This is a genomic window from Brevundimonas sp. VNH65 (assembly GCF_049445955.1).
GTDB lineage: Bacteria > Pseudomonadota > Alphaproteobacteria > Caulobacterales > Caulobacteraceae > Brevundimonas.
In genome coordinates this window covers 524457-545203 of the sequence record NZ_JBMSDX010000002.1, presented here as the reverse complement: position 1 = coordinate 545203, position 20747 = coordinate 524457, and the positions used below count along the sequence as shown (strand labels likewise).

At 69.4% G+C, this 20747-nt stretch carries 22 protein-coding genes; 17 read left to right on the top strand and 5 right to left on the bottom strand.

The genetic code is table 11. From position 1 onward, the window contains the following. Nucleotides 1–85 precede the first annotated feature (85 nt). A complete protein-coding gene (locus ACO2Q1_RS06445; protein WP_423328716.1) occupies nt 86–2350 on the top strand; it encodes a TonB-dependent receptor domain-containing protein in 2265 nt (754 codons plus the stop codon). Nucleotides 2351–2356: 6 nt separating this feature from the next. Here the strand turns inward: ACO2Q1_RS06445 and ACO2Q1_RS06440 are convergent, their stop codons facing one another. Continuing rightward, the gene (locus ACO2Q1_RS06440) at nt 2357–3001 is read right to left on the bottom strand and encodes a LysE family translocator (RefSeq protein ID WP_423328715.1); all 645 of its coding nucleotides are present in this window, start codon (nt 2999–3001) and stop codon (nt 2357–2359) included. 175 nt (nt 3002–3176) lie between these two features. On the opposite strand from ACO2Q1_RS06440, the gene clpB reads away from it, so the two are divergent. Beyond that, entirely contained in the window at nt 3177–5762 is a 2586-nt protein-coding gene (gene clpB / locus ACO2Q1_RS06435; RefSeq protein WP_423328714.1) for an ATP-dependent chaperone ClpB, read from the top strand. 671 nt (nt 5763–6433) lie between these two features. Then, the gene (locus ACO2Q1_RS06430) at nt 6434–6775 is read left to right on the top strand and encodes a GIY-YIG nuclease family protein (protein ID WP_423328713.1); all 342 of its coding nucleotides are present in this window, start codon (nt 6434–6436) and stop codon (nt 6773–6775) included. A 3-nt stretch (nt 6776–6778) separates the two neighbouring features. On the opposite strand, the gene ACO2Q1_RS06425 is transcribed toward ACO2Q1_RS06430, so the two are convergent. Further along, nucleotides 6779–7138 carry a hypothetical protein gene (locus ACO2Q1_RS06425; RefSeq protein ID WP_423328712.1) on the bottom strand — a complete coding sequence of 120 codons (360 nt, stop codon included), beginning with the start codon at nt 7136–7138 and terminating at the stop codon, nt 6779–6781. Nucleotides 7139–7257: 119 nt separating this feature from the next. Here ACO2Q1_RS06425 and ACO2Q1_RS06420 point away from each other — a divergent pair, with 119 nt between their 5' ends. The 12 genes from ACO2Q1_RS06420 to ACO2Q1_RS06365 all read left to right on the top strand — a co-directional run bounded on the left by ACO2Q1_RS06420 (nt 7258) and on the right by ACO2Q1_RS06365 (nt 16341). Further along, a complete protein-coding gene (locus ACO2Q1_RS06420; protein WP_423328711.1) occupies nt 7258–7818 on the top strand; it encodes a NifU family protein in 561 nt (186 codons plus the stop codon). A gap of 41 nt (nt 7819–7859) precedes the next feature. Further along, nucleotides 7860–8498: a helix-turn-helix domain-containing protein gene (locus tag ACO2Q1_RS06415; protein WP_423328710.1), complete on the top strand. Its 639-nt coding sequence runs from the start codon at nt 7860–7862 to the stop codon at nt 8496–8498. A gap of 82 nt (nt 8499–8580) precedes the next feature. Beyond that, entirely contained in the window at nt 8581–8922 is a 342-nt protein-coding gene (locus ACO2Q1_RS06410; protein WP_423328709.1) for a helix-turn-helix domain-containing protein, read from the top strand. A gap of 31 nt (nt 8923–8953) precedes the next feature. Further along, complete coding sequence (gene tsaB / locus ACO2Q1_RS06405; protein ID WP_423328708.1) at nt 8954–9631, top strand: tRNA (adenosine(37)-N6)-threonylcarbamoyltransferase complex dimerization subunit type 1 TsaB; 678 nt, start codon at nt 8954–8956, stop codon at nt 9629–9631. 5 nt (nt 9632–9636) lie between these two features. Beyond that, the gene (gene rimI / locus ACO2Q1_RS06400) at nt 9637–10101 is read left to right on the top strand and encodes a ribosomal protein S18-alanine N-acetyltransferase (RefSeq protein WP_423328707.1); all 465 of its coding nucleotides are present in this window, start codon (nt 9637–9639) and stop codon (nt 10099–10101) included. Between the two features lie 23 nt (nt 10102–10124). Next, nucleotides 10125–10592, top strand: coding sequence for a Fur family transcriptional regulator (locus tag ACO2Q1_RS06395; RefSeq protein WP_423328771.1), 468 nt, complete (start codon nt 10125–10127; stop codon nt 10590–10592). Between the two features lie 55 nt (nt 10593–10647). After that, nucleotides 10648–12078 (top strand): tRNA (N6-isopentenyl adenosine(37)-C2)-methylthiotransferase MiaB, encoded by a 1431-nt coding sequence (miaB, locus tag ACO2Q1_RS06390; protein ID WP_423328706.1) that lies wholly within the window; start codon nt 10648–10650, stop codon nt 12076–12078. A gap of 2 nt (nt 12079–12080) precedes the next feature. Next, nucleotides 12081–13103 (top strand): PhoH family protein, encoded by a 1023-nt coding sequence (locus tag ACO2Q1_RS06385; protein ID WP_423328705.1) that lies wholly within the window; start codon nt 12081–12083, stop codon nt 13101–13103. Continuing rightward, on the top strand, nt 13100–13591 hold the full coding sequence (gene ybeY, locus ACO2Q1_RS06380) for an rRNA maturation RNase YbeY (protein WP_423328704.1): 492 nt from the start codon (nt 13100–13102) through the stop codon (nt 13589–13591). Before ACO2Q1_RS06385 ends, ybeY begins: the two co-directional genes overlap by 4 nt. Continuing rightward, nucleotides 13581–15230: an apolipoprotein N-acyltransferase gene (lnt, locus tag ACO2Q1_RS06375; protein WP_423328703.1), complete on the top strand. Its 1650-nt coding sequence runs from the start codon at nt 13581–13583 to the stop codon at nt 15228–15230. Before ybeY ends, lnt begins: the two co-directional genes overlap by 11 nt. A gap of 14 nt (nt 15231–15244) precedes the next feature. After that, nucleotides 15245–15712, top strand: a complete 468-nt coding sequence (locus tag ACO2Q1_RS06370; RefSeq protein ID WP_423328702.1) for a helix-turn-helix domain-containing protein — start codon at nt 15245–15247, stop codon at nt 15710–15712. 197 nt (nt 15713–15909) lie between these two features. After that, nucleotides 15910–16341: a helix-turn-helix domain-containing protein gene (locus ACO2Q1_RS06365; protein ID WP_423328701.1), complete on the top strand. Its 432-nt coding sequence runs from the start codon at nt 15910–15912 to the stop codon at nt 16339–16341. 133 nt (nt 16342–16474) lie between these two features. Here the strand turns inward: ACO2Q1_RS06365 and ACO2Q1_RS06360 are convergent, their stop codons facing one another. Further along, nucleotides 16475–16999 carry an S-type pyocin family protein gene (locus ACO2Q1_RS06360; protein ID WP_423328700.1) on the bottom strand — a complete coding sequence of 175 codons (525 nt, stop codon included), beginning with the start codon at nt 16997–16999 and terminating at the stop codon, nt 16475–16477. Between the two features lie 135 nt (nt 17000–17134). On the opposite strand from ACO2Q1_RS06360, the gene coaBC reads away from it, so the two are divergent. Continuing rightward, on the top strand, nt 17135–18358 hold the full coding sequence (gene coaBC / locus ACO2Q1_RS06355; RefSeq protein WP_423328699.1) for a bifunctional phosphopantothenoylcysteine decarboxylase/phosphopantothenate--cysteine ligase CoaBC: 1224 nt from the start codon (nt 17135–17137) through the stop codon (nt 18356–18358). Nucleotides 18359–18390: 32 nt separating this feature from the next. Further along, nucleotides 18391–18849, top strand: a complete 459-nt coding sequence (gene dut / locus ACO2Q1_RS06350; RefSeq protein ID WP_423328698.1) for a dUTP diphosphatase — start codon at nt 18391–18393, stop codon at nt 18847–18849. Nucleotides 18850–18853: 4 nt separating this feature from the next. Here the strand turns inward: dut and ACO2Q1_RS06345 are convergent, their stop codons facing one another. Together ACO2Q1_RS06345 and dapB are read right to left on the bottom strand one after the other, a co-directional pair. Continuing rightward, nucleotides 18854–19810 carry a DMT family transporter gene (locus ACO2Q1_RS06345; protein WP_423328697.1) on the bottom strand — a complete coding sequence of 319 codons (957 nt, stop codon included), beginning with the start codon at nt 19808–19810 and terminating at the stop codon, nt 18854–18856. A 176-nt stretch (nt 19811–19986) separates the two neighbouring features. Further along, entirely contained in the window at nt 19987–20736 is a 750-nt protein-coding gene (dapB, locus tag ACO2Q1_RS06340) for a 4-hydroxy-tetrahydrodipicolinate reductase (protein ID WP_423328696.1), read from the bottom strand. Nucleotides 20737–20747 lie beyond the last annotated feature (11 nt).

Sequence of the window (20747 nt, the reverse complement as noted above, 5' to 3'; positions counted from 1 at the left end):
GAGGCGCCGCTGATAGTCAAGGAGACTTGACGGGCGCGCCTATGACGCCCGCAAGCCCTCTTCGACCTCCAGGATCCGCGACGCCATGACGTCCTCCAAAATCGCCCTCCTCCTCGGCGCTGCGCTCACCGCGACGACCGCGGGAACCGCCTGGGCCCAGACCCCTCCAGCTTCGCCGCCCCAGACCCCCGCTCCGGCCCAGACCCAGACGCCGGCTCCCCAGACGCCGCCCGCCGAGGATCAGCAGCCCGCCACCGTCGGCGATGTCGTCGTGACCGGTCGCGTCCAGGAGGTCAGGACCTCGATCGACTCGGTCTCCTACAACCTGGCCAACGACCTCCAGGCCCGTACGGGTTCGCTGGCCGACGCCCTGCGCAACGTGCCCTCGGTCGATGTCGACCCTCAGGGCAACGTCACCCTGCGCGGCGACGGCAATGTCACCATCCTGGTCGACGGCCGTCCGTCCGGCATGCTGCAGGGCGAGGGCCGCGGCCAGGCCATCCTGCAACTGCCGGCGGACCAGTACGCCCGCATCGAGGTCATGACCAATCCGTCCGCCGCCTATTCGCCCGAGGGCTCGGGCGGTGTCATCAACCTGATCACCAAGCCGACCGCGCCGCGCCCCGGCCAGACCTACACCGGGTCGGTGCGGGTCAACGTCGGCACGGGCGACAAGTGGAACGCCGGCGTCAGCGGCTCCTGGCAGAAGGACAGGCTGACCCTGTCGGGCGACCTGGGCGTGCGCCACGACACCATCGTCCAAGAGATCGACACCTTCCGCGAATTCCTCAATCCGACCACCGGCGCGGTCACGGGGGGCGTCAACCAGCTCCGCACCATCGACCCGGCCGTGTCCGAGGGCGTCAACGGTCGGGTGACCGCCGAATACAAGCTGGACGACAAGACCATCCTGACGGGTGAACTGCGCGGCAACGCGTTTGACTACCACGGCGATGCCATCGAGCTGTTCGACAGCTATGACGCCAGCGGAGCCCGCGTCGGGGCCTATCGCCGCGACGGCTCAGGCTTGTACGAGAACCGGGGGCTGGGCGTCACCGCGCGCCTGCTGCGCCGGTTCGACGACCAGGGCCATGAATGGTCAAACGAATTGCGCGTCGATCGCGGTTCGAACGACAACGTCACTCGCGCCCTGGTGACCCCGACCCTGCCTGCAGGCCCCGCGTCGTTCGAAGGCACGACAGGAGAGGTTGATTTCACCATCCTCGGCCTGACCAGCGCCTATGTCCGGCCGCTTTCCGACGGCGGCCGACTGCGCCTCGGCTATGAACTCGACAGCCGCCGGCCCGAGGTCGCCAACCAGCTGCTGCGCGGTCCTTCGGAAGGCGCCGCCACGGTCATCCCCGGCCTGACCAACCGCTTCGAGGCCGAACAGACCGTTCACGCGGGCTACATCACCTATGAAAAGCCCTTCACCCCGAAACTGTCCGCCCAGTTCGGCCTGCGCCTGGAACAGGCCTATGTCGACTTCAACCAGACCACGACCGGCGCGACGGCCAGCCAGGACTATTTCAAGGCCTATCCGACCACCCACCTCCAGTATCAGCTGACCGAGACCCAGCTGCTGCGCGCCAGCTATTCGCGTCGCATCCAGCGGCCGCAGCCTTTCCAACTGAACCCCTTCGTCACCTATCAGGACCCGCTGAACCTCCGCTCCGGCAATCCGGATCTGGCGCCGCAGGAAACCGACAGCTTCGAGGCCCTGTGGCAGGTGCGCAAGGGCCAGAGCTTCTACCAGGCCACGCTCTACTACCGCGACACGACCGGCGCCTTCTCGGACGTCCAACGCGACATCGGCGGCGGCGTCCTGCTGACCCGGCCCGAGAACCTGGGGGCGCGACGCGACCTGGGGCTTGAACTGGTCGCCAACGGCCGTCTGCACCCGACCCTGCGCTACAATGCGGCGGTCAATGTCTATCGTCAGGAGATCGACGCCGCAGGCCTGCCCGGCGCCGCCGATCGCGAGGGCGAGATCGTCTCCGGCCGCCTGGCTCTGAACTGGCAGCCGACGACCGCCGACTTCGTCCAGCTGTCGGGCTTCTGGCAGGGCGACCAGCTGCTGGCCCAGGGCACGCGCGCCTCCGGCGGCATGGTCAACCTCGGCTATCGCCGCACCCTGACGCCGAAATGGGCGCTGCAGTTCACCGCACGCGACATCTTCGACACGTTCGAGAACAGCATCAGCTACGATACCGCCAACTTCCGCGACCGCACCGATGTCCGCATCGGCCTGCGCGCCGCCTTCATCGGCCTGACCTACACCTTCGGCGCCACGCCGCGTCAGCCGCGCGACCCGCAGTTCGACTTCTCCGGTCCCCAGACCGGCGGCTGACGACCGCTAGGCCCGGGTCTCCCAAGCCATCCAGAGGGCGACGACGACCAGCCCGCCCACCATCAGCGCCCGAAGCGCCGCCCCTTGAACCCGAACCCCCAAAAGAATGCGGGCGTGGGCGGCGCCCAGGACGATGGCCATGTGGACGACGACCGCCACCGCCAGATGCAGCGTTCCCAGCGCCAGCGCCTGCTGCAACGGCGAACCGTGATCAGGTCGAATGAAGGTCGGCAAAAGGGCGACGTAGAAGACCGCCGCCTTGGGGTTCAACAGATTGCCGGTCAGGCCGCGCATGAACAGCCCCCGCCACCGCGCCTCTTTCATCTCTGCTCCGCCGACGTTCGTCGGCACGGCCCGCCATGCCTCCCAGGCTAACCAGAGCAGGAACAGCACCCCCGACCAGCGCACAATCTGAAACAGAGGCGGCCAGGCCATCAGCACCTGGGTCAGGCCAAAGACGGCCGCCATCATCCATACCGTCAGCCCGAGGGTCACGCCCGCGACCGCAGCCGATCCGGCTCGTCGACCCTTTTCCAAAGACACAAGCGCCAGCCATCCCATGTTCGGCCCAGGCGTCAACTCGACCAGGCTGACGGCGACCAGGAACGGCAGGATCACGCCGGGATCAACCGGCCAGGCGGAATGGGGCATTCGGAAACCTCCGCTCAAAACCTACGCCGCCCGTCACCTACGCGTCGCGGTCTTTGTGTGGATGGCGGCCTCTTGTGTGGCCAGCCCGACACACCCAAGTTTGCGACATCTCAAGGCGTGGCTTCCAGAAAGGACGCCTATGAGAATTCAGTCCGCCTGACAGGGGATGCCAAAAGTGAATCTCGACCTCTATTCCGACCGCGCCAAACAGGCGGTCCAGTCGGCCCAGACCCTGGCTCTGGCCCGCCGTCATCAGCATTTCGCCCCCGAACACCTGCTGAAGGTGCTGCTGGAAGAGCGCGACGGGCTCGCCCGCAACCTGATCACCACCGCCGGCGGCGACGCCGCAAAGGCCGCTGAGGGCGCGGAAACCGCCCTGCGCAAGCGCGCCCAGGTCGAGGGCGGCTCCGGCCAGCTCTATCTGGACGGCGCCACCGCCCGCGTCTTCGCAAACGCCGAGGAGGCCGCAAAGAAGAGCGGCGACGCCTTCGTCACCACCGAACGCCTGCTGTCCGCCCTGGCGCGCGAAGGCGGGGTCGCGGCCGAAATCCTGAAATCCTCGGGCGTCACGGCCGACAAGCTGGACGCCGCCGTGGCCGATGTCCGCAAGGGCAAGACGGCCGACTCGGCCGGCGCCGAGGACAGCTATGACGCCCTGAAACGCTACGCCCGCGACCTGACCCAGGCCGCCCGCGACCAGAAGATCGACCCGGTCATCGGCCGCGACGAGGAGATCCGCCGCACCATTCAGGTTCTGGCCCGGCGCACCAAGAACAACCCCGTCCTGATCGGCGAGCCCGGCGTCGGCAAGACCGCCATCGTCGAGGGCCTCGCCCTGCGCATCGTCAACGGCGACGTGCCCGAGAGCCTCAAGGACAAGACCGTCATGGGCCTCGACATGGGAGCCCTGATCGCCGGGGCGAAATACCGCGGCGAGTTCGAGGAGCGGCTGAAATCCGTCCTCAACGAGGTCACGGCCGCCGAGGGCCAGATCATCCTCTTCATCGACGAGATGCACACCCTGGTCGGCGCCGGTAAGGGCGACGGCGCCATGGACGCCTCCAACCTGCTCAAGCCCGCCCTGGCGCGCGGCGAACTGCACTGCGTCGGCGCCACGACGCTGGATGAGTACCGCAAATATATCGAGAAGGACCCGGCCCTGGCCCGGCGCTTCCAGTCGGTCTTCGTCGACGAGCCGACGGTGGAGGACACCGTCTCCATCCTGCGCGGTCTGAAGGAGAAGTACGAGGTCCACCACGGGGTCCGCATCAGCGACAGCGCCATCGTCGCCGCCGCCACGCTGAGCAACCGCTACATCACCGACCGCTTCCTGCCCGACAAGGCCATCGACCTGATCGACGAAGCCGGCTCGCGCGTCCGCATGGCCGTCGATTCCAAGCCTGAGGCCCTGGACGAGATCGACCGCCGTCTGGTCCAGCTGAAGATCGAGCGCGAGGCCCTGAAGAAGGAGACGGACGACGCTTCCGTGCGCCGCCTCGAAAAACTCGAGGACGACATCTCCGATCTCGAGATCGAATCCGCCGACCTGACCGCCCGGTGGAAGGCCGAAAAGGACAAGGTAGGCCAGGGCGCCCAGCTGCGTGAGACGCTGGACCGCCTGCGCGCCGAACTGGCCGCCGCCCAGCGCCAGGGCGACCTCGGCCGCGCGTCCGAGATCGCCTACGGCCAGATCCCCCAGATCGAGAAGCAGCTGGCCGAGGCCGAGGCCGCCGAAACCGCCGCCTCGCCCCTCACCCCCGAGGTCGTCGACGCCGAACAGATCGCCGCCGTCGTCTCCCGCTGGACCGGCGTCCCGGTCGACAAGATGCTGGAGGGCGAGCGCGAGAAACTGCTGCGCATGGAGGACGCCCTCGGCGCCCGCGTCGTCGGCCAGGACGAGGCGCTTCAGGCCGTGTCCGACGCCGTCCGCCGCGCCCGGGCCGGGCTGAACGACCCCAATCGGCCGCTGGGCTCCTTCCTGTTCCTCGGCCCCACGGGCGTCGGCAAGACCGAACTGACCAAGGCCCTGGCCGCCTTCCTGTTCGACGACGAGGCCGCCATCACCCGCATGGACATGTCGGAATATATGGAGAAGCACAGCGTCTCCCGCCTGATCGGCGCCCCTCCCGGCTATGTCGGCTATGACGAGGGCGGCGCCCTGACCGAGGCGGTGCGTCGTCGCCCCTATCAGGTCGTCCTGTTCGACGAGGTGGAAAAGGCCCACCCCGATGTCTTCAACGTCCTGCTTCAGGTGCTGGACGACGGCCGTCTGACCGACGGCCAGGGCCGGGTGGTCGATTTCAAGAACACCCTCATCATCATGACCTCCAACCTGGGCAGCCAGTATCTGGCGGATCAGGCCGAGGGCGAGGACGTCGAGGCCGTCCGCCCCATGGTCATGGAACAGGTGCGCGGCCACTTCCGCCCCGAGTTCCTGAACCGCATCGACGAGATCATCCTGTTCCACCGCCTGGGCCGCGACCAGATGGGCGGCATCGTCCGCATCCAGCTGGCCCGCCTCGAAAAGCTGATGGCCGACCGCCGCCTGACCCTCGCCCTCGACGACAGCGCCACCGCCTGGCTCGCCGACAAGGGCTACGACCCGGCCTACGGCGCCCGGCCGCTGAAACGGGTGATCCAGAAGGAGCTTGTCGACCCCATGGCCAGGAAACTGCTGGCCGGCGAGATCGAGGACGGCTCGGTGGTGGCCGTGTCAGCGGGCGCGGACGGACTGGAGATCGGGAAGGCGCGGGTGCATTAGGAGGGGCGCAAGAGCGGCGCTGCGGGCGAGATCGCGAACATCGCACGAACGATGGACAGGCGGATTCCGCTGTGGCTATACAGATGACGAAGCGGCCCAGCCATCGGCCGGGCCGCTCCAGAGGATGCCGCAAGCGATATAGCGACTGCCAGCCCAGCTGACCCGTGCAGGGGTCAAAGAGGCCGCCCTACGATCTCCCGACGAATCGGGAGGCGAACGTGCACGTTGTTTAGAACGCCGATTCGCAATCAATGCGAGTCCATTGACGATCACTTTCTGACCGAATCAGGCTCAGAAGCTGGCCGAGCTAAACTCTCGCCTTTCGTCATCCTCCGGCAAGCCGCGTCTTCGCCGCGCGGACCGGGGGTCCCAGCGGCCTGCGGGAGCAGGACCCTGCCGCGGCTGCGGCGCTACGGCATCGGGGTTGAACAGGTCGCCTTCGGCGTCTGAACCAAATCCTTGCTCTCCCTTTCGTCATTCCGGGCGTACCCCGGCGAAAGCCGGGGGGAGACCCGGAACAGGGCGGCGCGCGGGAGCGCGAAACTGTCGCGGACGCGGCGCTTGGACCCATCGCCTTCGCTTCGCTGCGGCGCCGCCCTGTTCCGGGTCTCCGGCGCAAGCGCGCCTTCGCCCGGAATGACGAAAGGAAGAGAACGCAGTAACGTCGTTATATGCCGTCCCATCGCACCTTCATCGCCACCTACATCATGGCCAATGGGCGGAACGGCGCGATCTATACGGGGATGACGTCGAACCTTCATGCGCGGGTGTGGAAGCACAAGACCGGCGCCTTCGAGGGGCATTCGAAAACGAAGGGCTGCACGCAGCTGGTGTGGTTCGAAACCCATGCGTGGGTCGTCGACGCCATCGCGCGCGAAAAGCGGATCAAGGGCTGGAAGCGCGACTGGAAGCTGAAGCTGATCGAGGACGCCAATCCGCAATGGCTGGACCTCGCGGCCGACTGGTATCCCCGGACCGATCCAAATTGGGTTCCGCCACCGGAAGCCGACTAACCGCTAATCCCCCAGCACCGGCATCACCTCCACCCCATCGCAGACGAAGATCGACATATGGGGGTGGTCGTCGAACAGCCGCACCGCCGCCTCGTGCGAGGGGGCCTTCACCACCATGAAGACGGTCAGCAGGTTGACCATGTCGGTCACCTGACCCGCATCCGAGATCCGCTTCGTCGGCCCCAGCGGCCCGCCGACATAGAGGATGTCGTCCCGGTGCGCCTCTTCCCAGGCCTTGACGGCGGCGACGCCGCGCGCGGCGGTTTCGTCCTGCTGTTCCGGCGTCATGGCGCGCCAGGCCGCCCATCGGGGGCCGGTCTTGTCGCTGGTGAACACCGCCAGATAGCGCGCGTCCCGGGCCATGGCTCCCTCCCTGATGTTCTCCCGGCGAGGGTAGGCGGCGGATCGACCGGGCGACAAGGCCCGCCGCCGTCGCCGTCCCGCGTCTTGCGTCGGCGGCGTGTCGGCCTCATCTGTCGGCCATGTTCATCCAGACCGAACCCACGCCCAATCCGGACGTCATGAAGTTCCTGCCCGGCCGCGACGTCGCCCCGGCCGGCGCGCGCGAGTTCCGCGACATCGACCAGGCGACGGCCTCGCCCCTGGCCGAGGCCCTGTTCGAGCTGGAGGGCGTGGCCGGGGTCTTCTTCGGCGCCGACTATGTCGCAGTCACCCGCCAGGGCGGCGGCCCGGACTGGGCGGAGCTGAAGCCGCCGGTTCTGGCCGCCATCATGGACGCCTATGTCTCTGGCGCGCCCCTGTTGCGCGACGGCGTGGACGCCGACGCCGCGCCCGACGCCGACGACAGCGAGATCGTGTCCGAAATCAAGGCCCTGCTGGACAGCCGCATCCGTCCGGCCGTGGCCCAGGACGGCGGCGACATCCTGTTCGACGCCTTTGACGAGGCGACCGGCGTCCTGTCCCTGCGCATGCGCGGCGCCTGCGCCGGCTGTCCGTCGTCCTCCGCCACCCTGAAACAGGGGGTCGAACAGATGATGCGCCACTATGTCCCCGAGGTGACCCGGGTCGAACAGGTGCTCTGAGGCGGCTGGAGGCCGAAGCCGAACCGCGCCATCATAGGCCCATGTCCCCCCCGCTCGCCGACCCCGGACCGGAAGCGGCGCGTGATCGCGCCGAGGCCGAACGGCTGGGCGCGGCCCTGGCCGCCCTGCGTCGCGACCGGGGCCTCAGCCAGGCCGAGGCCGGAGCGCGCATCGGCATGACCAGCCAGGGCTGGGGCCTGTATGAATCCGGCCGTCGCGCAGGCCTGTTCCGCCCCGATGTGCAACGTCGCCTGACCGGGGCGCTGGACGCCACGCCGGAGACCCTGGCCCATGCGCTGTCGCTGACGCCTTCCTTGACCCCCGCCGAGGCGGCCGCGCCGGCGCCGGCCGCCGACGGCGTGCGGTCGGGCGGTCGCGACTGGCGACCCGTCGATCCGACGCCCCTTCCCGCGACCGAAACCCTTCAGCTATCCAACGACGATCTGGCGCCCTGGGCCGCCTCGGGCGTGACGCTGGAGTTCGACTTCGAGCGTTGGCCGCGCAACGGCCAGGGCTGCGTCATCGACCTGGACGACGGGACGCGCTGGATTCGGCTGTACGACCGCGCCGACGCCGATCGCCTGTATCTGCGCGGCGGATCGGCCGGGCTGGATCATCAGACGACGCTGGACCGCCGCCGAGTCAGACGCCTCGCCGCGGTCGTGGCGCGCCGGGAATAGACATCGATGAAACGAAATCGTTGCATATCGGGCCGTTTCATGAAACGGTCTCGCTCGCCTCTTTCTGCGCGAGCCGACGCCCATGAGCCGTTCCCCAGACCAGACCGACGCCCACATCGGCCGTCGCATCGCCCAGCGTCGGGCGGCCCTCGGCCTGACCCAGGGCGGTCTGGCCCAGCGGCTGGGTCTCAGCTTCCAGCAGGTCCAGAAATACGAATCGGGGACCAACCGGGTTTCGGCCTCGCGGTTGGTGCGGATCGCCGCCCTGCTGGGCGCTCCGGTGTCGGACTTCCTGCCCGAACCTCCGTCCGGCGGAACGCCGCCGGATCCGGACCTGGCCCGGCTGACGACCGCCTTCGCCCGCATCGGCGACGCCGAGGTGCGCTCGGCTCTGACGCGGCTGGCCACGGCCCTCGCCGCCTGATCGCCGCCGTCTGCGACCGGACCGTCGGCTCATGAAGGTGCTCGTCATCGACACCGCCCTCGACGTCTGCGCCGCGGGGGTTTTCGAACGCGGCGACGACGGCGTCTGGCGCTGCTGCGCCCAGGCGGTTGAGCCGATGGCGCGCGGTCATCAGGAACGCATCGGCCCTCTGGTGCGCGATGTCGTCGCCGCCTCGGGCGGTTTCGACGGCCTGGACCGGATCGGCGTCACCGCCGGGCCGGGCTCCTTCACCGGCTTGCGCGTGGGCCTGGCCTTCGCCCTCGGTCTCGGCGCGGCCCTGGACCGCCCCGTGATCGGCCTCTCGACGCTGGACGGCCTGGCCGCCTCTGCGCCGTCGGACGGCCCGGTCGCCGCCGTGATCGACGCCCGCCGGGGACAGGTCTATCTGCGGACCTTCTTCGACGGCGCGCCGGATCGCGGGCCCGCGCCCATGGATCTGGAGGCGGCCCGCGCTCTGCTGTCCGTCGGCGGCCGCTGGCGCGTCGTCGGCGGCGGTGCGGCCCTGGTCGCCCCGCCTGACGCCCAGGTCGTCGACAGGGCCGCCGCCGATCTGGCCGCCCTGGCCCGACTGACGGCCGAGGCCGATCCGGCCGCAAACCCGGCTCGCCCCCTCTATCTTCGCGCGCCCGACGCCACGCCGCCTACCCGTCTGCCCGGTCAGGCGCGCCGCAAACCGGCCGAGACCTGATCCCCATGACCGCCGACCCCGACCCGGCCCCGATCGGCCCCGCCAACGCGCCGGTTCTGGCCGGGATCCACGCCCAAGCCTTCGCCGCGCCCTGGGCCTCTGCGACCTTCGCCGACCTGCTGGACCAATCCGGCGTCTTCGCCCTGGCGGCCGGTCGCGACGGCTTCATCCTGTGTCGTGTCGTCGCGGACGAGGCGGAGGTCCTGACCCTGGCCGTCCGGCCGGACGCCCGGCGAAGCGGCCTCGGCCTCGGCTTGGTCAGACGCGCCGCCGATCACGCCGCCGCCGCCGGCGCCGCCCGTCTGTTCCTGGAGGTCGCCGAGGACAACGCCCCGGCCCTCAAGCTGTACGATCGGGCGGGCTTCCGGACCGTGGGCCGACGGCGCGGCTACTACCCGCGACCGGACGGCGCGGCCGTGGACGCCCTGATCCTGGCGTTCGCCTGTCCGGCGCATCTTCCCTCCGCGTGAACGGACGCCTATTGTCCCGCGCCATGGACCGGATCGAGAAGCTTTGCGCCGAGCGCGGCATGCGCATGACCGAACAGCGGCGCGTGATCGCCCGCGTTCTATCCAACGCCGAGGACCACCCCGATGTGGAGGAGCTGTACCGCCGCGCCTCGGCCATCGACCCGCACATCTCCATCGCCACCGTCTACCGCACCGTGCGCCTGTTCGAAGAGGCGGGCGTGGTCGAGAAACATGACTTCGGCGATGGCCGCAGCCGCTATGAAGAGGCCGGCGACGATCACCACGATCACCTGATCGACACCCGCACGGGCGAGGTCATCGAGTTCTTCGACGCCGAGATTGAACGTCTGAAGACCGAGATCGCCAAGCGGCTGGGCTTCGAACTGGTCGGCCACAAGCTGGAGCTTTACGGCAAGGCCATCCCGGGCGCCGAGGCGACCGACCGCGAAGGCCTGATCTTCAAACGCTACAGCCATCGTCACGACAGCTGATCGCGCGGCTCGGGGGCGAGTGGCGCGGACCGGCGTCGCACAGTAAAAGGCCCCCATGACCGACACCTTGGCCCGCGACGCGGCCCCCGATCTCTCGATTTCCCCCGCGCCCGCCGCTGAAGCCGGCGCGCCCAAGCGGCTGTTCATCAAGACCTACGGGTGCCAGATGAACGTCTATGATTCCGAACGCATGGCCGACGTCCTGCGTCCGCTGGGCTATGCCCCGACCGACACCCCCGACGACGCCGACTTCGTCATCCTCAACACCTGCCACATCCGCGAAAAGGCGGCCGAAAAGGTCTATTCCGAGCTCGGCAAGTTGCGGGAGTTGAAAGAGGAGAAGGCGCGGGCCTCGGGCGCCGCCATGACCATCGCCGTGGCGGGCTGCGTGGCCCAGGCCGAGGGCGAGGAGATCATGCGCCGTCAGCCCGCCGTCGATCTGGTCGTCGGCCCCCAGGCCTATCACCAACTGCCCGAACTTCTGACCCGCACCGCGCGGGCGCGGGGCGAGCGGATCGGCGCGGACTTCGCGGCCGTGGACAAGTTCGACGCCCTGTCGGCCGACGGCGCCGCCGCCCGCGGGGTGGACGGGCCGACCGCCTTCCTGACCGTGCAGGAGGGCTGCGACAAGTTCTGCACCTTCTGCGTGGTGCCCTATACGCGTGGGGCCGAATGGTCGCGGCCGGTCGCCGACATCCTGGCCGAGGCGCGGGCCCTGGCCGACAAGGGCGTGCGCGAGGTCACCCTGCTGGGCCAGAACGTCAACGCCTATGACGGGCTGGATTCGGCCGGAAACGCTTCGACCCTGGCGCGCCTGGCCTACGCCCTGGCCGAGATCCCCGGCATCCAGCGCATCCGCTATACGACCAGCCACCCCAACGACATGTCGGATGACCTGATCGCCGCCCATGGCGATCTGGACGCCCTGATGCCCTATCTGCACCTGCCGGTGCAGTCGGGGTCGGACCGCATCCTGCGCCTGATGAACCGCAAGCACGGGCGTCAGAAATACTTCGACCTGATCGACCGCATCCGCGCGGCCCGGCCGGACATGGCCCTGTCCGGCGACTTCATCGTCGGTTTCCCCGGCGAGACCGATCGCGACTTCGAGGACACCCTGGATCTGGTGCGCCGGGTGAACTACGCCTCGGCCTTCTCCTTCATCTATTCGCCGCGTCCCGGCACGCCGGCCGCCACCATGGCCGCCCAGGTTCCGGCCGAGGTCGCCAAGGCGCGGCTGCACGCCCTTCAGGCCCTGCTGCTGGAACAGCAGGTCGCCTTCAACGCCGCCCAGGCGGGACGGACGTTCGACGTCCTGTTCCAGAAGAAGGGCCGCCACGGGCGCCAGGCCATCGGCCGCTCGCCCTACCTGCAGTCGGTCCACGTCGAGGACGCCGACCATCTGATCGGGCGTCTGGTGCCGGTCGAGATCGTCAGCGGCCAGCAAAACAGCCTGACCGGCCGGCTGAAGATCGGAGCCGCCTGAGCATGGCGCGCAGTTCCGAATTCCTGGCCCTGGACGATGACGCCCTGCGCGCCGTGATCGGGCCGGGCAGCCGTCACCTCGCCCTGATCGAGGACGCCTTCAAGGTTCTGATCGAGGCGCCGGGGGGCGGGGTGTCGATCGACGGGGGAACCCGCGACCGGGCCGACGCCCGCCAGGCGATCCAGGCCCTCGCCGACCGGGCCGAGCGCGGCGCCCAGGTGACCGAGGCCGATGTCCGCGCCGTGGTCGCGGGCGTTCGTTCCGGCGACCGGACGGCGGGAACGACCGGCAACGGGCGTCCGACCAGTCCGGCGGGCGGAACCTCGCCCATCGCCCTGCCCGTCGGGCGTCGCGGGGCCATCGTGCCCAAGACCGGGGCCCAGGCCGCCTATCTGGACGCGCTGGCGCGGCATGAACTGACCTTCGGCGTCGGACCGGCGGGCACCGGCAAGACCTTCCTCGCCGCCGCCTACGGCGCCTCCCTGCTGCGTCGCGGCGAGGTGGACCGGCTGGTCATCACCCGACCGGCGGTCGAGGCGGGCGAAAAGCTGGGCTTTCTCCCCGGCGACCTGAACGAGAAGGTCGACCCCTATCTGGCCCCGATCTGGGAGGCGCTGAACGACATTCTCGGCCCCGAGGACGTCCAGCGACGCAGGGACAAGGGCGAGATCGAGGCCGCGCCGATCGCCTTCATGCGCGGCCGCACCCTGGCCCACGCCTTCATCATCGTCGACGAGGCCCAGAACACCTCGCGGCTGCAGATGAAGATGGTCCTGACCCGATTGGGCGAGGGCGCGCGCATGGTGGTGACCGGCGATCCGTCCCAGATCGACCTGTTGAACCCACGCGACAGCGGCCTGGGCCACGCCCTGCGCATCCTGCGCGGGGTCGAGGGCGTCGGGGTGCTGGAGTTCTCGGCCTCCGACGTCGTCCGCCACGCCATGGTCGAGCGGATCGTGCGCGCCTATGACGCCGATGCGGCCGGGTCGCGGCCCCGGCCCGACCTCGAGGACCCCGCCGCTTGACGGACGCCCTCATCGAGATCGAGGTCGAGGACGAAACCTGGCGAGACGCGGTCGCCGATGTCGAAAGCGTGGTCGATCGCGCGGCCCGCGCCGCCCTGTCGGCGGTTTCGGCGGAAGCTCCATGCGATCGCGAACTGGTCATCCTGCTGGCCGACGACGAGGCCGTGCGCGATCTGAACGCCCGGTTCCGCGACAAGGACCGGCCGACCAATGTCCTGTCCTTCCCCGCGCCGGACACGCCGCCGGGCTTTCCGCCCGGCCCCCTGGGCGACATCGTCCTGGCCTCGGGCGTCTGCGGGCGCGAGGCGGCGGATCAGGGCAAGTCGGTCCAGAACCACCTGACCCATCTGGTGGTCCACGGCGTGCTGCACCTTCTGGGGCGCGACCACATGGTCGAGGCCGAGGCCGAGGCCATGGAGGCGGAGGAACGGGCGATCCTGGCCGAACTGGGGGTCTCGGACCCCTATGAGGTGATCGATGACGGCTGAAGCGAGTTCTGATGCATATGCAACAGACGCGTTCGCGCGGGCCGTTTCCGGACGAAGCGCCCACGGACGCTGGTTTCGCATCGTCCTGGCCCTGGCGGCGGGCGCCCTGGCGGCGCTGGCGCATCCGCCGTTCGGCTTCCTGCCCGGCCTGATCGGCTATCCGCTGCTGATGGTGCTGACCGAGCGCTCGGCGACGGTGCGCGGCGCCCTGTGGATGGGGTGGCTGGCGGGGTTCGCCTATTTCCTGATCGGCTGCTGGTGGGTGGCGGAGGCCTTTCTGGTCAATCCGGCCCAGGCCTGGATGGCCCCCTTCGCCGCTTGCCTGCTGCCGGCCGGCGTCGGCCTGTTCTGGGCGGGGGCGACGGCCCTGTATCGACGGCTAGCTCCGAAGGGCGTCGCCAGAGTGCTGATCTTCGCCGTGCTTTTCGCCGTCTCCGAATGGCTGCGCGGCCACATGCTGACCGGCTTTCCGTGGAACCCGGCCGGCGCCAGCTGGCGGGCCGGATCGGCGATGTCTCAGGCGGCGTCGGTGGTCGGCGTCTATGGCCTGGGCTTCATCACGGTCGCGGCCGTCTCGAGCCTGGCGGTCCTGCGCGGGCCGGGCTCTCGCCGATCGCGGGGCGCGGCCGCAGCGGCCGGGCTGGCGACATTGGTCCTGTTGTGGGGATGGGGAGCGCATCGCCTGTCGACGGCCCGCGTCGAAGCGTCGGACACAGTGATCCGGCTGGTCCAGGCCAATGTGGACCAGGAATCCAAATGGACGGCCGAGGCCTATCGCAGCATCGTCGATCGCTATGTGCGATTGACGGCCCAGGCGCCGGCCGGACCGGCGAACCGACGGCCCGACATCGTCCTGTGGCCCGAAGGCGCCCTGCCGACCAGCGCCAATCTGGCCTTCGCCCCCGGCGCCTGGGAGGGGCAGGCCATCGCCGACGCCCTGCAGCCCGGCCAGATCCTGCTGATGGGCCTGGCGCGCGGCGAGCCCGATCCCGCCGAGCCCGACGGCGCTCGGTACTACAACAGCCTGTTCGCCCTGGCCGACGAAGGCGGGCCGGGGCTCAGGGTCGCGGCCGTCTATGACAAGCACCGGCTGGTCCCGTTCGGCGAGTATCTGCCGCTGGGCGGATTGATGAGCGCCCTGGGCGTCCGCAGCCTGGTGCACATGCCCGCCGATTTCAGCGCCGGACCGACGCCGGCGCCGCTGCGGCTGCCCGGCCGGCCCGACGTCCAGCCGCTGATCTGCTATGAAAGCCTCTATCCCGGCTTCACGCCCGGCGGCGCCGGACGGCCGCAATGGATCGCAAACGTGTCCAACGACGCCTGGTTCGGCCGGACGTCCGGGCCGCGCCAGCATCTGAACCTGGCCTCCTACCGCGCCATCGAAACGGGCCTGCCCATGGCGCGGGCGACGCCGACCGGCATCAGCGCCCTGATCGATCCCTACGGCCGGGTGGTCGAGGGGACCCGGCTGGACCCCGGCGTCGCCGGAGTGGTCGACGTGGTCCTGCCCGAGGCGGGTCCTGCGACCTTGTACGGGCGGTGGGGCGATGGCGCCTTCGCCCTGCTGATCTTGGTCAGCCTGGGCGCTGGCTTGGCCGTTCGCACCGCGTCGGCGGCCAGGCGTCGGACCCGCCCATGACCGAGGGCGGGCCCATGTCGACAAAGACAGCGCGAGCCGGAAGGGAGCGGACCCATCACATCGACCTCCTGATCGGTCGCAGATTGAGAGACCTGCGGGATCTTCGAGGATGGAGCCAGGCTCAAGTTGGCGCCGGCCTGGGCGTCTCCGCCGAGCGGATCGGCCAGATGGAGGCGGGCGAGAGAATTCCCGCGTCACGCCTGTGGCAGTTCTGCGGACTGTTCGGCATCGACGTAACCGACGTGTTCGCAGGGATTCCACAGACCATCGGGCCCGTCGCGCCGACGGACGGGATGGCCGACGTCGCAAGCGCGGCGTCCTTCATCTGGGACGACCCACGACCGGGCAGGGACGCGACCACGGCGCCCGACGTGATCTCCGCGCTCCCGTCCGAGATTGCGCGAGCAGCTAGCGGGCTGAGCGGACTTGAGCAACTGGTCCTGCTCAGGCTCCTTTTGGATGCGCAGGCCCGCCGAAAATAGGCCCGACTTTGACAAAGACGCGCCATGGGACGAAAAGGACCATGCTCAAAATTCCACGTCGCAGAATCAAGCTCTTGGCGGATTCGGGGCGTGAAGCGAGAGCGTAAGTGTCAGGGCGGCGATCCAACCTCTCGCAGTTGCGAAAAAGGGTGGAGGACGGCCTTTGTTTTGTTCTTGCTGATCGTGGGGGCGGCGGAATGGGTAGAGGCGTGAAGGAAGACGGGCCGCATCCGGTCGATCGCCATGTGGGGCGACGGGTCAGCGAGAAACGCATCGGCCTGGGCTATAACCAGAGCGACCTGGGACGGGCGCTCGGCCTGACGTTCCAGCAGATTCAGAAATACGAAAAGGGCGCCAACCGCATCTCGGCGTCCAAGCTCTGGGACATCGCCCGCTTCTTCAAGGTCGACATCGGCTATTTCTTCGAGGGTCTCGGGCCCAACGCCCAGGCCGGAGTCGCCGAAGGCGAGGCGGCCTTCGACCACGACTACCCCTCGACCCGCTACAGCATCGAGATTTCCCGCCTGGCGCCCCGGCTGGCTCCTCGCCAGCAGAAGCTTGCTCTGGAGCTGCTGCGCGAAATGCTGGAAAAGCACGACGAATCGGATCCCGAACCCGCCGCGGACTGAATTCAGGCCCGGCGAAATCGTCCCGGACGCCGTCGCGTCGAACCCGGATTCCGCTCGCCGGATGGAGGCGGAGCGCCGGGTCCCGGTTCGGACGGGGCCCCCTTCGAACCGCCGATGATCCAGCCCAGGCGCCCTATTCAGCCGAGGCGCGCCTCTGGCCGAAGCTGGGCGCACGGGCCTTCTGCTCGGCCCAGTAACGCGCCCCATCGTCCGGCTTGAACATGGTCCGGGGCGTCCCGTCGCGCGACACCACCGCGAAGGTGTTGGTCGAGGCCTGGTACAGCAGCACGTCGCCGTTCGGCCGGGTCGCACGATCCACGTCCGTCGGCGGGCGCGAAGTGAAGGCCTTGACCCGATCCATATAGTCCTCGGCCGTCCGCGCGCCGAACGCCGCGCCGTTTCGCTCGAACAACCGCTGGATCTTGACGTCGGCCGTCTCGCGGCGATTGGCGGTGACCGCCGCGGGCGTCTGGACCTCGGCCGCGACCGGCGCGGCCGACGCCGTCCCGGCGTCGCTCAGCGACAGCAGGTTCGGCGCCGCCTCGGCCGCCCGATCCCGCGTCTGCACCGCGCTCGGCCCATTGTCACAGGCGGCCAGCCCCAAGGCCGCCGCCCCCGCCGCCGCGAACCCGACGGCCGCCGCAACCGTCTCCGACATCCGACCCCACATCGCGACCCTCCTTATCCGGATTTCAACGATCGTCGTTATATATTAAGCTGTCGTTCATGCAATGTTCTTTTTTCGTCATCGCTCCGAGGTCGACGTTCGGTCTCGCCGCCGCTAGGAAAGGTCATGAGCGAGGCGGTCCCGACCATGCGAAGAATCCTGCTGATCGTGGGCGGCGGCATCGCGGCCTATAAGTCGCTGGAGCTCGTGCGGCTGCTGAAGAAGGCGGGCCATGAGACGCGGGCGATCCTGACCGGGGCGGGGGCGGAGTTCGTCACCCCCCTGTCGCTGGCCGCCCTGACCGGTCATCCCGTACGCCAGGGCCTGTTCCATCCCGACGATGAAACCACCATGGGCCACATCGAGCTGTCGCGCTGGGCCGACCTGGTGGTCGTGGCGCCGGCGACGGCGGGACTGATCGCCAAGGCGGCCAACGGCATGGCCGACGACCTGGCCTCGACCACCCTGCTGGCCACGGACAAGAGGGTGCTGCTGGCCCCGGCGATGAATGTCCGCATGTGGCTGCATCCGGCGGTCCAGGCCAATGTCGAACGGCTCAAGGGCTTCGACGGCCTGCATGGCGTTGCGGTCGTGGGGCCCGACGACGGCGAAATGGCCTGCGGCGAGTACGGACCGGGCCGGATGGCCGAGCCTGCGGCGATCCTCGAGGCGATCGAGGGCCTGTTGGCCGGGGCCGCCGGACGCCCCCTGACGGGCAGGCGGGCCGTGGTCACGGCGGGCCCGACCTTCGAGCCGATCGACCCCGTGCGCGGCCTGACCAACCGGTCCAGCGGCAAACAGGGCTACGCCATCGCCGCCGCCCTCGCCGAGCTCGGCGCCGAGGTGACCCTGGTCACCGGCCCGACCGCCCTGTCGATTCCGACGGGGGTGACCGGCGTCGCCGTCGAGGCGGCGGTCCAGATGCAGGCGGCCGTGCGCGACGCCCTTCCGGCAGACATCGCCGTCTTGTCGGCCGCCGTGGCCGACTGGCGCGTGGACGGGGTGGCGTCGGGCAAGATCAAGAAGGGTCCGGGCGGCCCGCCGACCCTGGCCCTGATCGAAAACCCGGACATCCTGGCCGGGGTGGCCGCGCCGGGCCCGATGCGACCGAAGCTGGTGATCGGCTTCGCCGCCGAGACCTCCGATCTGGAGGCCAACGCGCGCGCCAAGCTGTCGCGCAAGGGCTGCGACTGGATCGTCGGCAATGACGTGTCGGACGATGTCTTCGGATCGGACGGCAACACGGTCATGCTGGTCACCCGCGACGGCGCCGAGACCTGGCCGCGCCAGTCGAAGACCGCCATCGCCCGGCGGCTGGCGACGCGCATCGCCGAACACCTGGCCGACTGACTCCTTTCTCCTCCCTCCATTTCTGATCCGCCATGACCGAAACCGTCTCCGTCCAGCTCGTACGCCTGCCGAACAGCGAGGGTATGCCCCTGCCCGCCTATGAGACGATCGGTTCGGCCGGCATGGACCTTCGGGCCGCCGTGCCGGAGGACCAGCCCATCCTGCTGGAGCCCGGCAAGCGGACGGTGGTGCCCACCGGGCTGAAGATCGCCCTGCCGCTGGGCTACGAGGCCCAGGTGCGCGCCCGCTCGGGTCTGGCGCTGAAGCACGGCCTGATCTGCCCCAATGCGCCCGGCACGATCGACAGCGACTATCGTGGCGAGGTCGGGGTTCTGCTGGCCAATATCGGCGACCAGCCGTTCGAAATCCGTCGCGGCGAACGCGTCGCCCAACTGGTCATCGCCCGTCATGAACAGGCCGCGTGGGTCGAGGTCGAGACCCTCGACGACACGGCGCGCGGGGCGGGCGGGTTCGGATCGACGGGGCGCTGAGGCTCTACACCGGCGGCGGCGTCGGCTGGATCAGGGCCTGGCGTCGGCGGACGTGTTCGCGCCAGGCGGTGTAGAGGCCGCCAGCGGAGATGAGGGCGGCGCCGGTCAGGGTGCTGACGGTCGGGGGCGTGTGCAGCAGCCACCAGCCGAAGATCACCGCCCCGACGATCTGCAGATAGTCGAATGGGGCGACAACCGACACCGGCGCGTTCTGCAGCGAGCTGGTCATGAACAGCTGGCCCAGGCCCCCGGCCGCGCCCGCCCCGACCAGCAGGGCGAAGGTCTGGGGTTCATGCATCCGGCCGAAGACCGGCAGGGTCAGGGCGCCGACGATCGAACAGGCCACGAAGAACCAGAAGACGATGGCCGCCACATGCTCTGTCCGGCCCAGCTGGCGCAGGGTGATCGTCACCCCGGCGGTCAGGAGCGCGGCCAGCAGGCCGACGGCGATCCCGGCGAGCGGCAGGGCGTGTTCGGCGGCGGCCGACAGGGCCTCCAGAGGCCGGGTCACGATCAGGACGCCGACGAAGCCGACCGCCACCGCGCTCCACCGTCGGATCCCGACCTGTTCCTTCAGCAGCAGGAAGGACAGGATGGTGGCGAAGATCGGCGCCGTGAAACTGAGGGTGGTGGCGTCGGCCAGCGGCAGCAGGCTGAGGGCCTGAAACACGCAGAAGATGGACGAGACGCCGATCACGCAGCGCAGGACATGGGCCCACGGGTTGTTCGGCCTCAACGCCCGGATAGCGCCCTTCAGCCCGCCCTGGGTCATCACCACCCAGGCCACCACGACCGGCAGACCGAAAAAGGCGCGGTAGAAGACCATCTCGGGCGCGGAGACGCCGTCCAGGGTCGAGAGTTTGAGCAACGCCGCCATGACGGAAAACGAACCGGCCGCGCAGATGCGCTGGCTGATGCCGATGAGAATGGCGTCGTGATGGGGCGGAGAGGCGGGAGCCATGCCGTTCCATCGCCCATACGATGCGCCCACTCAACCTGGATTGAGCCGTCCCGCGCTCAAGTCGTGAGCGACCGCGTCGCGAACATAGCGCGCCGCGAAGCGATCAAAGACAGAATGCGCTCAAGTCGCGAGGCTCCGCGAGCCGAGCATAGCGCGGCGCGAAGCGACACCAGGCATCATGCCTGGCGGAAGCCCAGGACGTCCTGCATGTCATAGAGGCCGGGGCGACGGGTGCGCACCCAGGCGGCGGCGGCCACGGCGCCCTTGGCGAACAGGCTGCGATCGATGGCCGAATGGCTGAGCGACAGGGTCTCGGACGACGAGGCGAACAGGACGGTGTGTTCGCCGACGATGCCGCCCGCGCGGATGGAGGAGAAGCCGATCTTTCCGATCTCGCGCTCGCCGGTGATGCCGTCATAGGGGGCGGAGCGTACGTCGGCCAGATCATGGCCGCGGCCGTCGGCGGCCGCCTCGCCCAGCATCAGGGCGGTGCCCGACGGCGCGTCGATCTTCAGCCGGTGATGGGCCTCGATGACCTCGATGTCCCAGTCGCGCGGGTCCAGCCGCTGGGCCGCGTGTTCGACCAGACCGATCAGGATGTTGACGCCCAGGGAGAAGTTGCCGCTGCGGACGACGGCCACCTTCTCGGCGGCGGCCATCAGTTCGGCCTCCTGTTCGGGCGAAAATCCGGTCGACCCCACCACCAGCGCCGGTCCGCCCCGCTCGGCCGCCAGCCGCGCCAGGGCGACCGAGGCGTCCGGCGTCGAAAAGTCGATGACCACGTCGCATAGGCTCAGGTCCGGCGTTTCGCCCCAGTCGAACCGGGCGGAGACGACGATGTCGCTCCGGCCGTCCAGGACCTGATCCACGGTGCGGCCCATCCGGCCCCGGGCGCCGGCGATGCCGACGTGGAAGATGGCGCTCATTCCGCCGGCTC

Bases quoted from the DNA above. Each gene is read 5' to 3' on its own strand.
- ACO2Q1_RS06445 (WP_423328716.1), top strand. From the start codon at position 86: ATGACGTCCTCCAAAATCGCCCTCCTCCTCGGCGCTGCGCTCACCGCG.
- ACO2Q1_RS06440 (WP_423328715.1), bottom strand. From the start codon at position 3,001: ATGCCCCATTCCGCCTGGCCGGTTGATCCCGGCGTGATCCTGCCGTTC.
- ACO2Q1_RS06430 (WP_423328713.1), top strand. From the start codon at position 6,434: ATGCCGTCCCATCGCACCTTCATCGCCACCTACATCATGGCCAATGGG.
- ACO2Q1_RS06425 (WP_423328712.1), bottom strand. From the start codon at position 7,138: ATGGCCCGGGACGCGCGCTATCTGGCGGTGTTCACCAGCGACAAGACC.
- ACO2Q1_RS06420 (WP_423328711.1), top strand. From the start codon at position 7,258: ATGTTCATCCAGACCGAACCCACGCCCAATCCGGACGTCATGAAGTTC.
- ACO2Q1_RS06415 (WP_423328710.1), top strand. From the start codon at position 7,860: ATGTCCCCCCCGCTCGCCGACCCCGGACCGGAAGCGGCGCGTGATCGC.
- ACO2Q1_RS06410 (WP_423328709.1), top strand. From the start codon at position 8,581: ATGAGCCGTTCCCCAGACCAGACCGACGCCCACATCGGCCGTCGCATC.
- tsaB (WP_423328708.1), top strand. From the start codon at position 8,954: ATGAAGGTGCTCGTCATCGACACCGCCCTCGACGTCTGCGCCGCGGGG.
- rimI (WP_423328707.1), top strand. From the start codon at position 9,637: ATGACCGCCGACCCCGACCCGGCCCCGATCGGCCCCGCCAACGCGCCG.
- ACO2Q1_RS06395 (WP_423328771.1), top strand. From the start codon at position 10,125: ATGGACCGGATCGAGAAGCTTTGCGCCGAGCGCGGCATGCGCATGACC.
- miaB (WP_423328706.1), top strand. From the start codon at position 10,648: ATGACCGACACCTTGGCCCGCGACGCGGCCCCCGATCTCTCGATTTCC.
- ACO2Q1_RS06385 (WP_423328705.1), top strand. From the start codon at position 12,081: ATGGCGCGCAGTTCCGAATTCCTGGCCCTGGACGATGACGCCCTGCGC.
- lnt (WP_423328703.1), top strand. From the start codon at position 13,581: ATGACGGCTGAAGCGAGTTCTGATGCATATGCAACAGACGCGTTCGCG.
- ACO2Q1_RS06370 (WP_423328702.1), top strand. From the start codon at position 15,245: ATGTCGACAAAGACAGCGCGAGCCGGAAGGGAGCGGACCCATCACATC.
- ACO2Q1_RS06365 (WP_423328701.1), top strand. From the start codon at position 15,910: ATGGGTAGAGGCGTGAAGGAAGACGGGCCGCATCCGGTCGATCGCCAT.
- ACO2Q1_RS06360 (WP_423328700.1), bottom strand. From the start codon at position 16,999: ATGTCGGAGACGGTTGCGGCGGCCGTCGGGTTCGCGGCGGCGGGGGCG.
- coaBC (WP_423328699.1), top strand. From the start codon at position 17,135: ATGAGCGAGGCGGTCCCGACCATGCGAAGAATCCTGCTGATCGTGGGC.
- dut (WP_423328698.1), top strand. From the start codon at position 18,391: ATGACCGAAACCGTCTCCGTCCAGCTCGTACGCCTGCCGAACAGCGAG.
- ACO2Q1_RS06345 (WP_423328697.1), bottom strand. From the start codon at position 19,810: ATGGCTCCCGCCTCTCCGCCCCATCACGACGCCATTCTCATCGGCATC.
- dapB (WP_423328696.1), bottom strand. From the start codon at position 20,736: ATGAGCGCCATCTTCCACGTCGGCATCGCCGGCGCCCGGGGCCGGATG.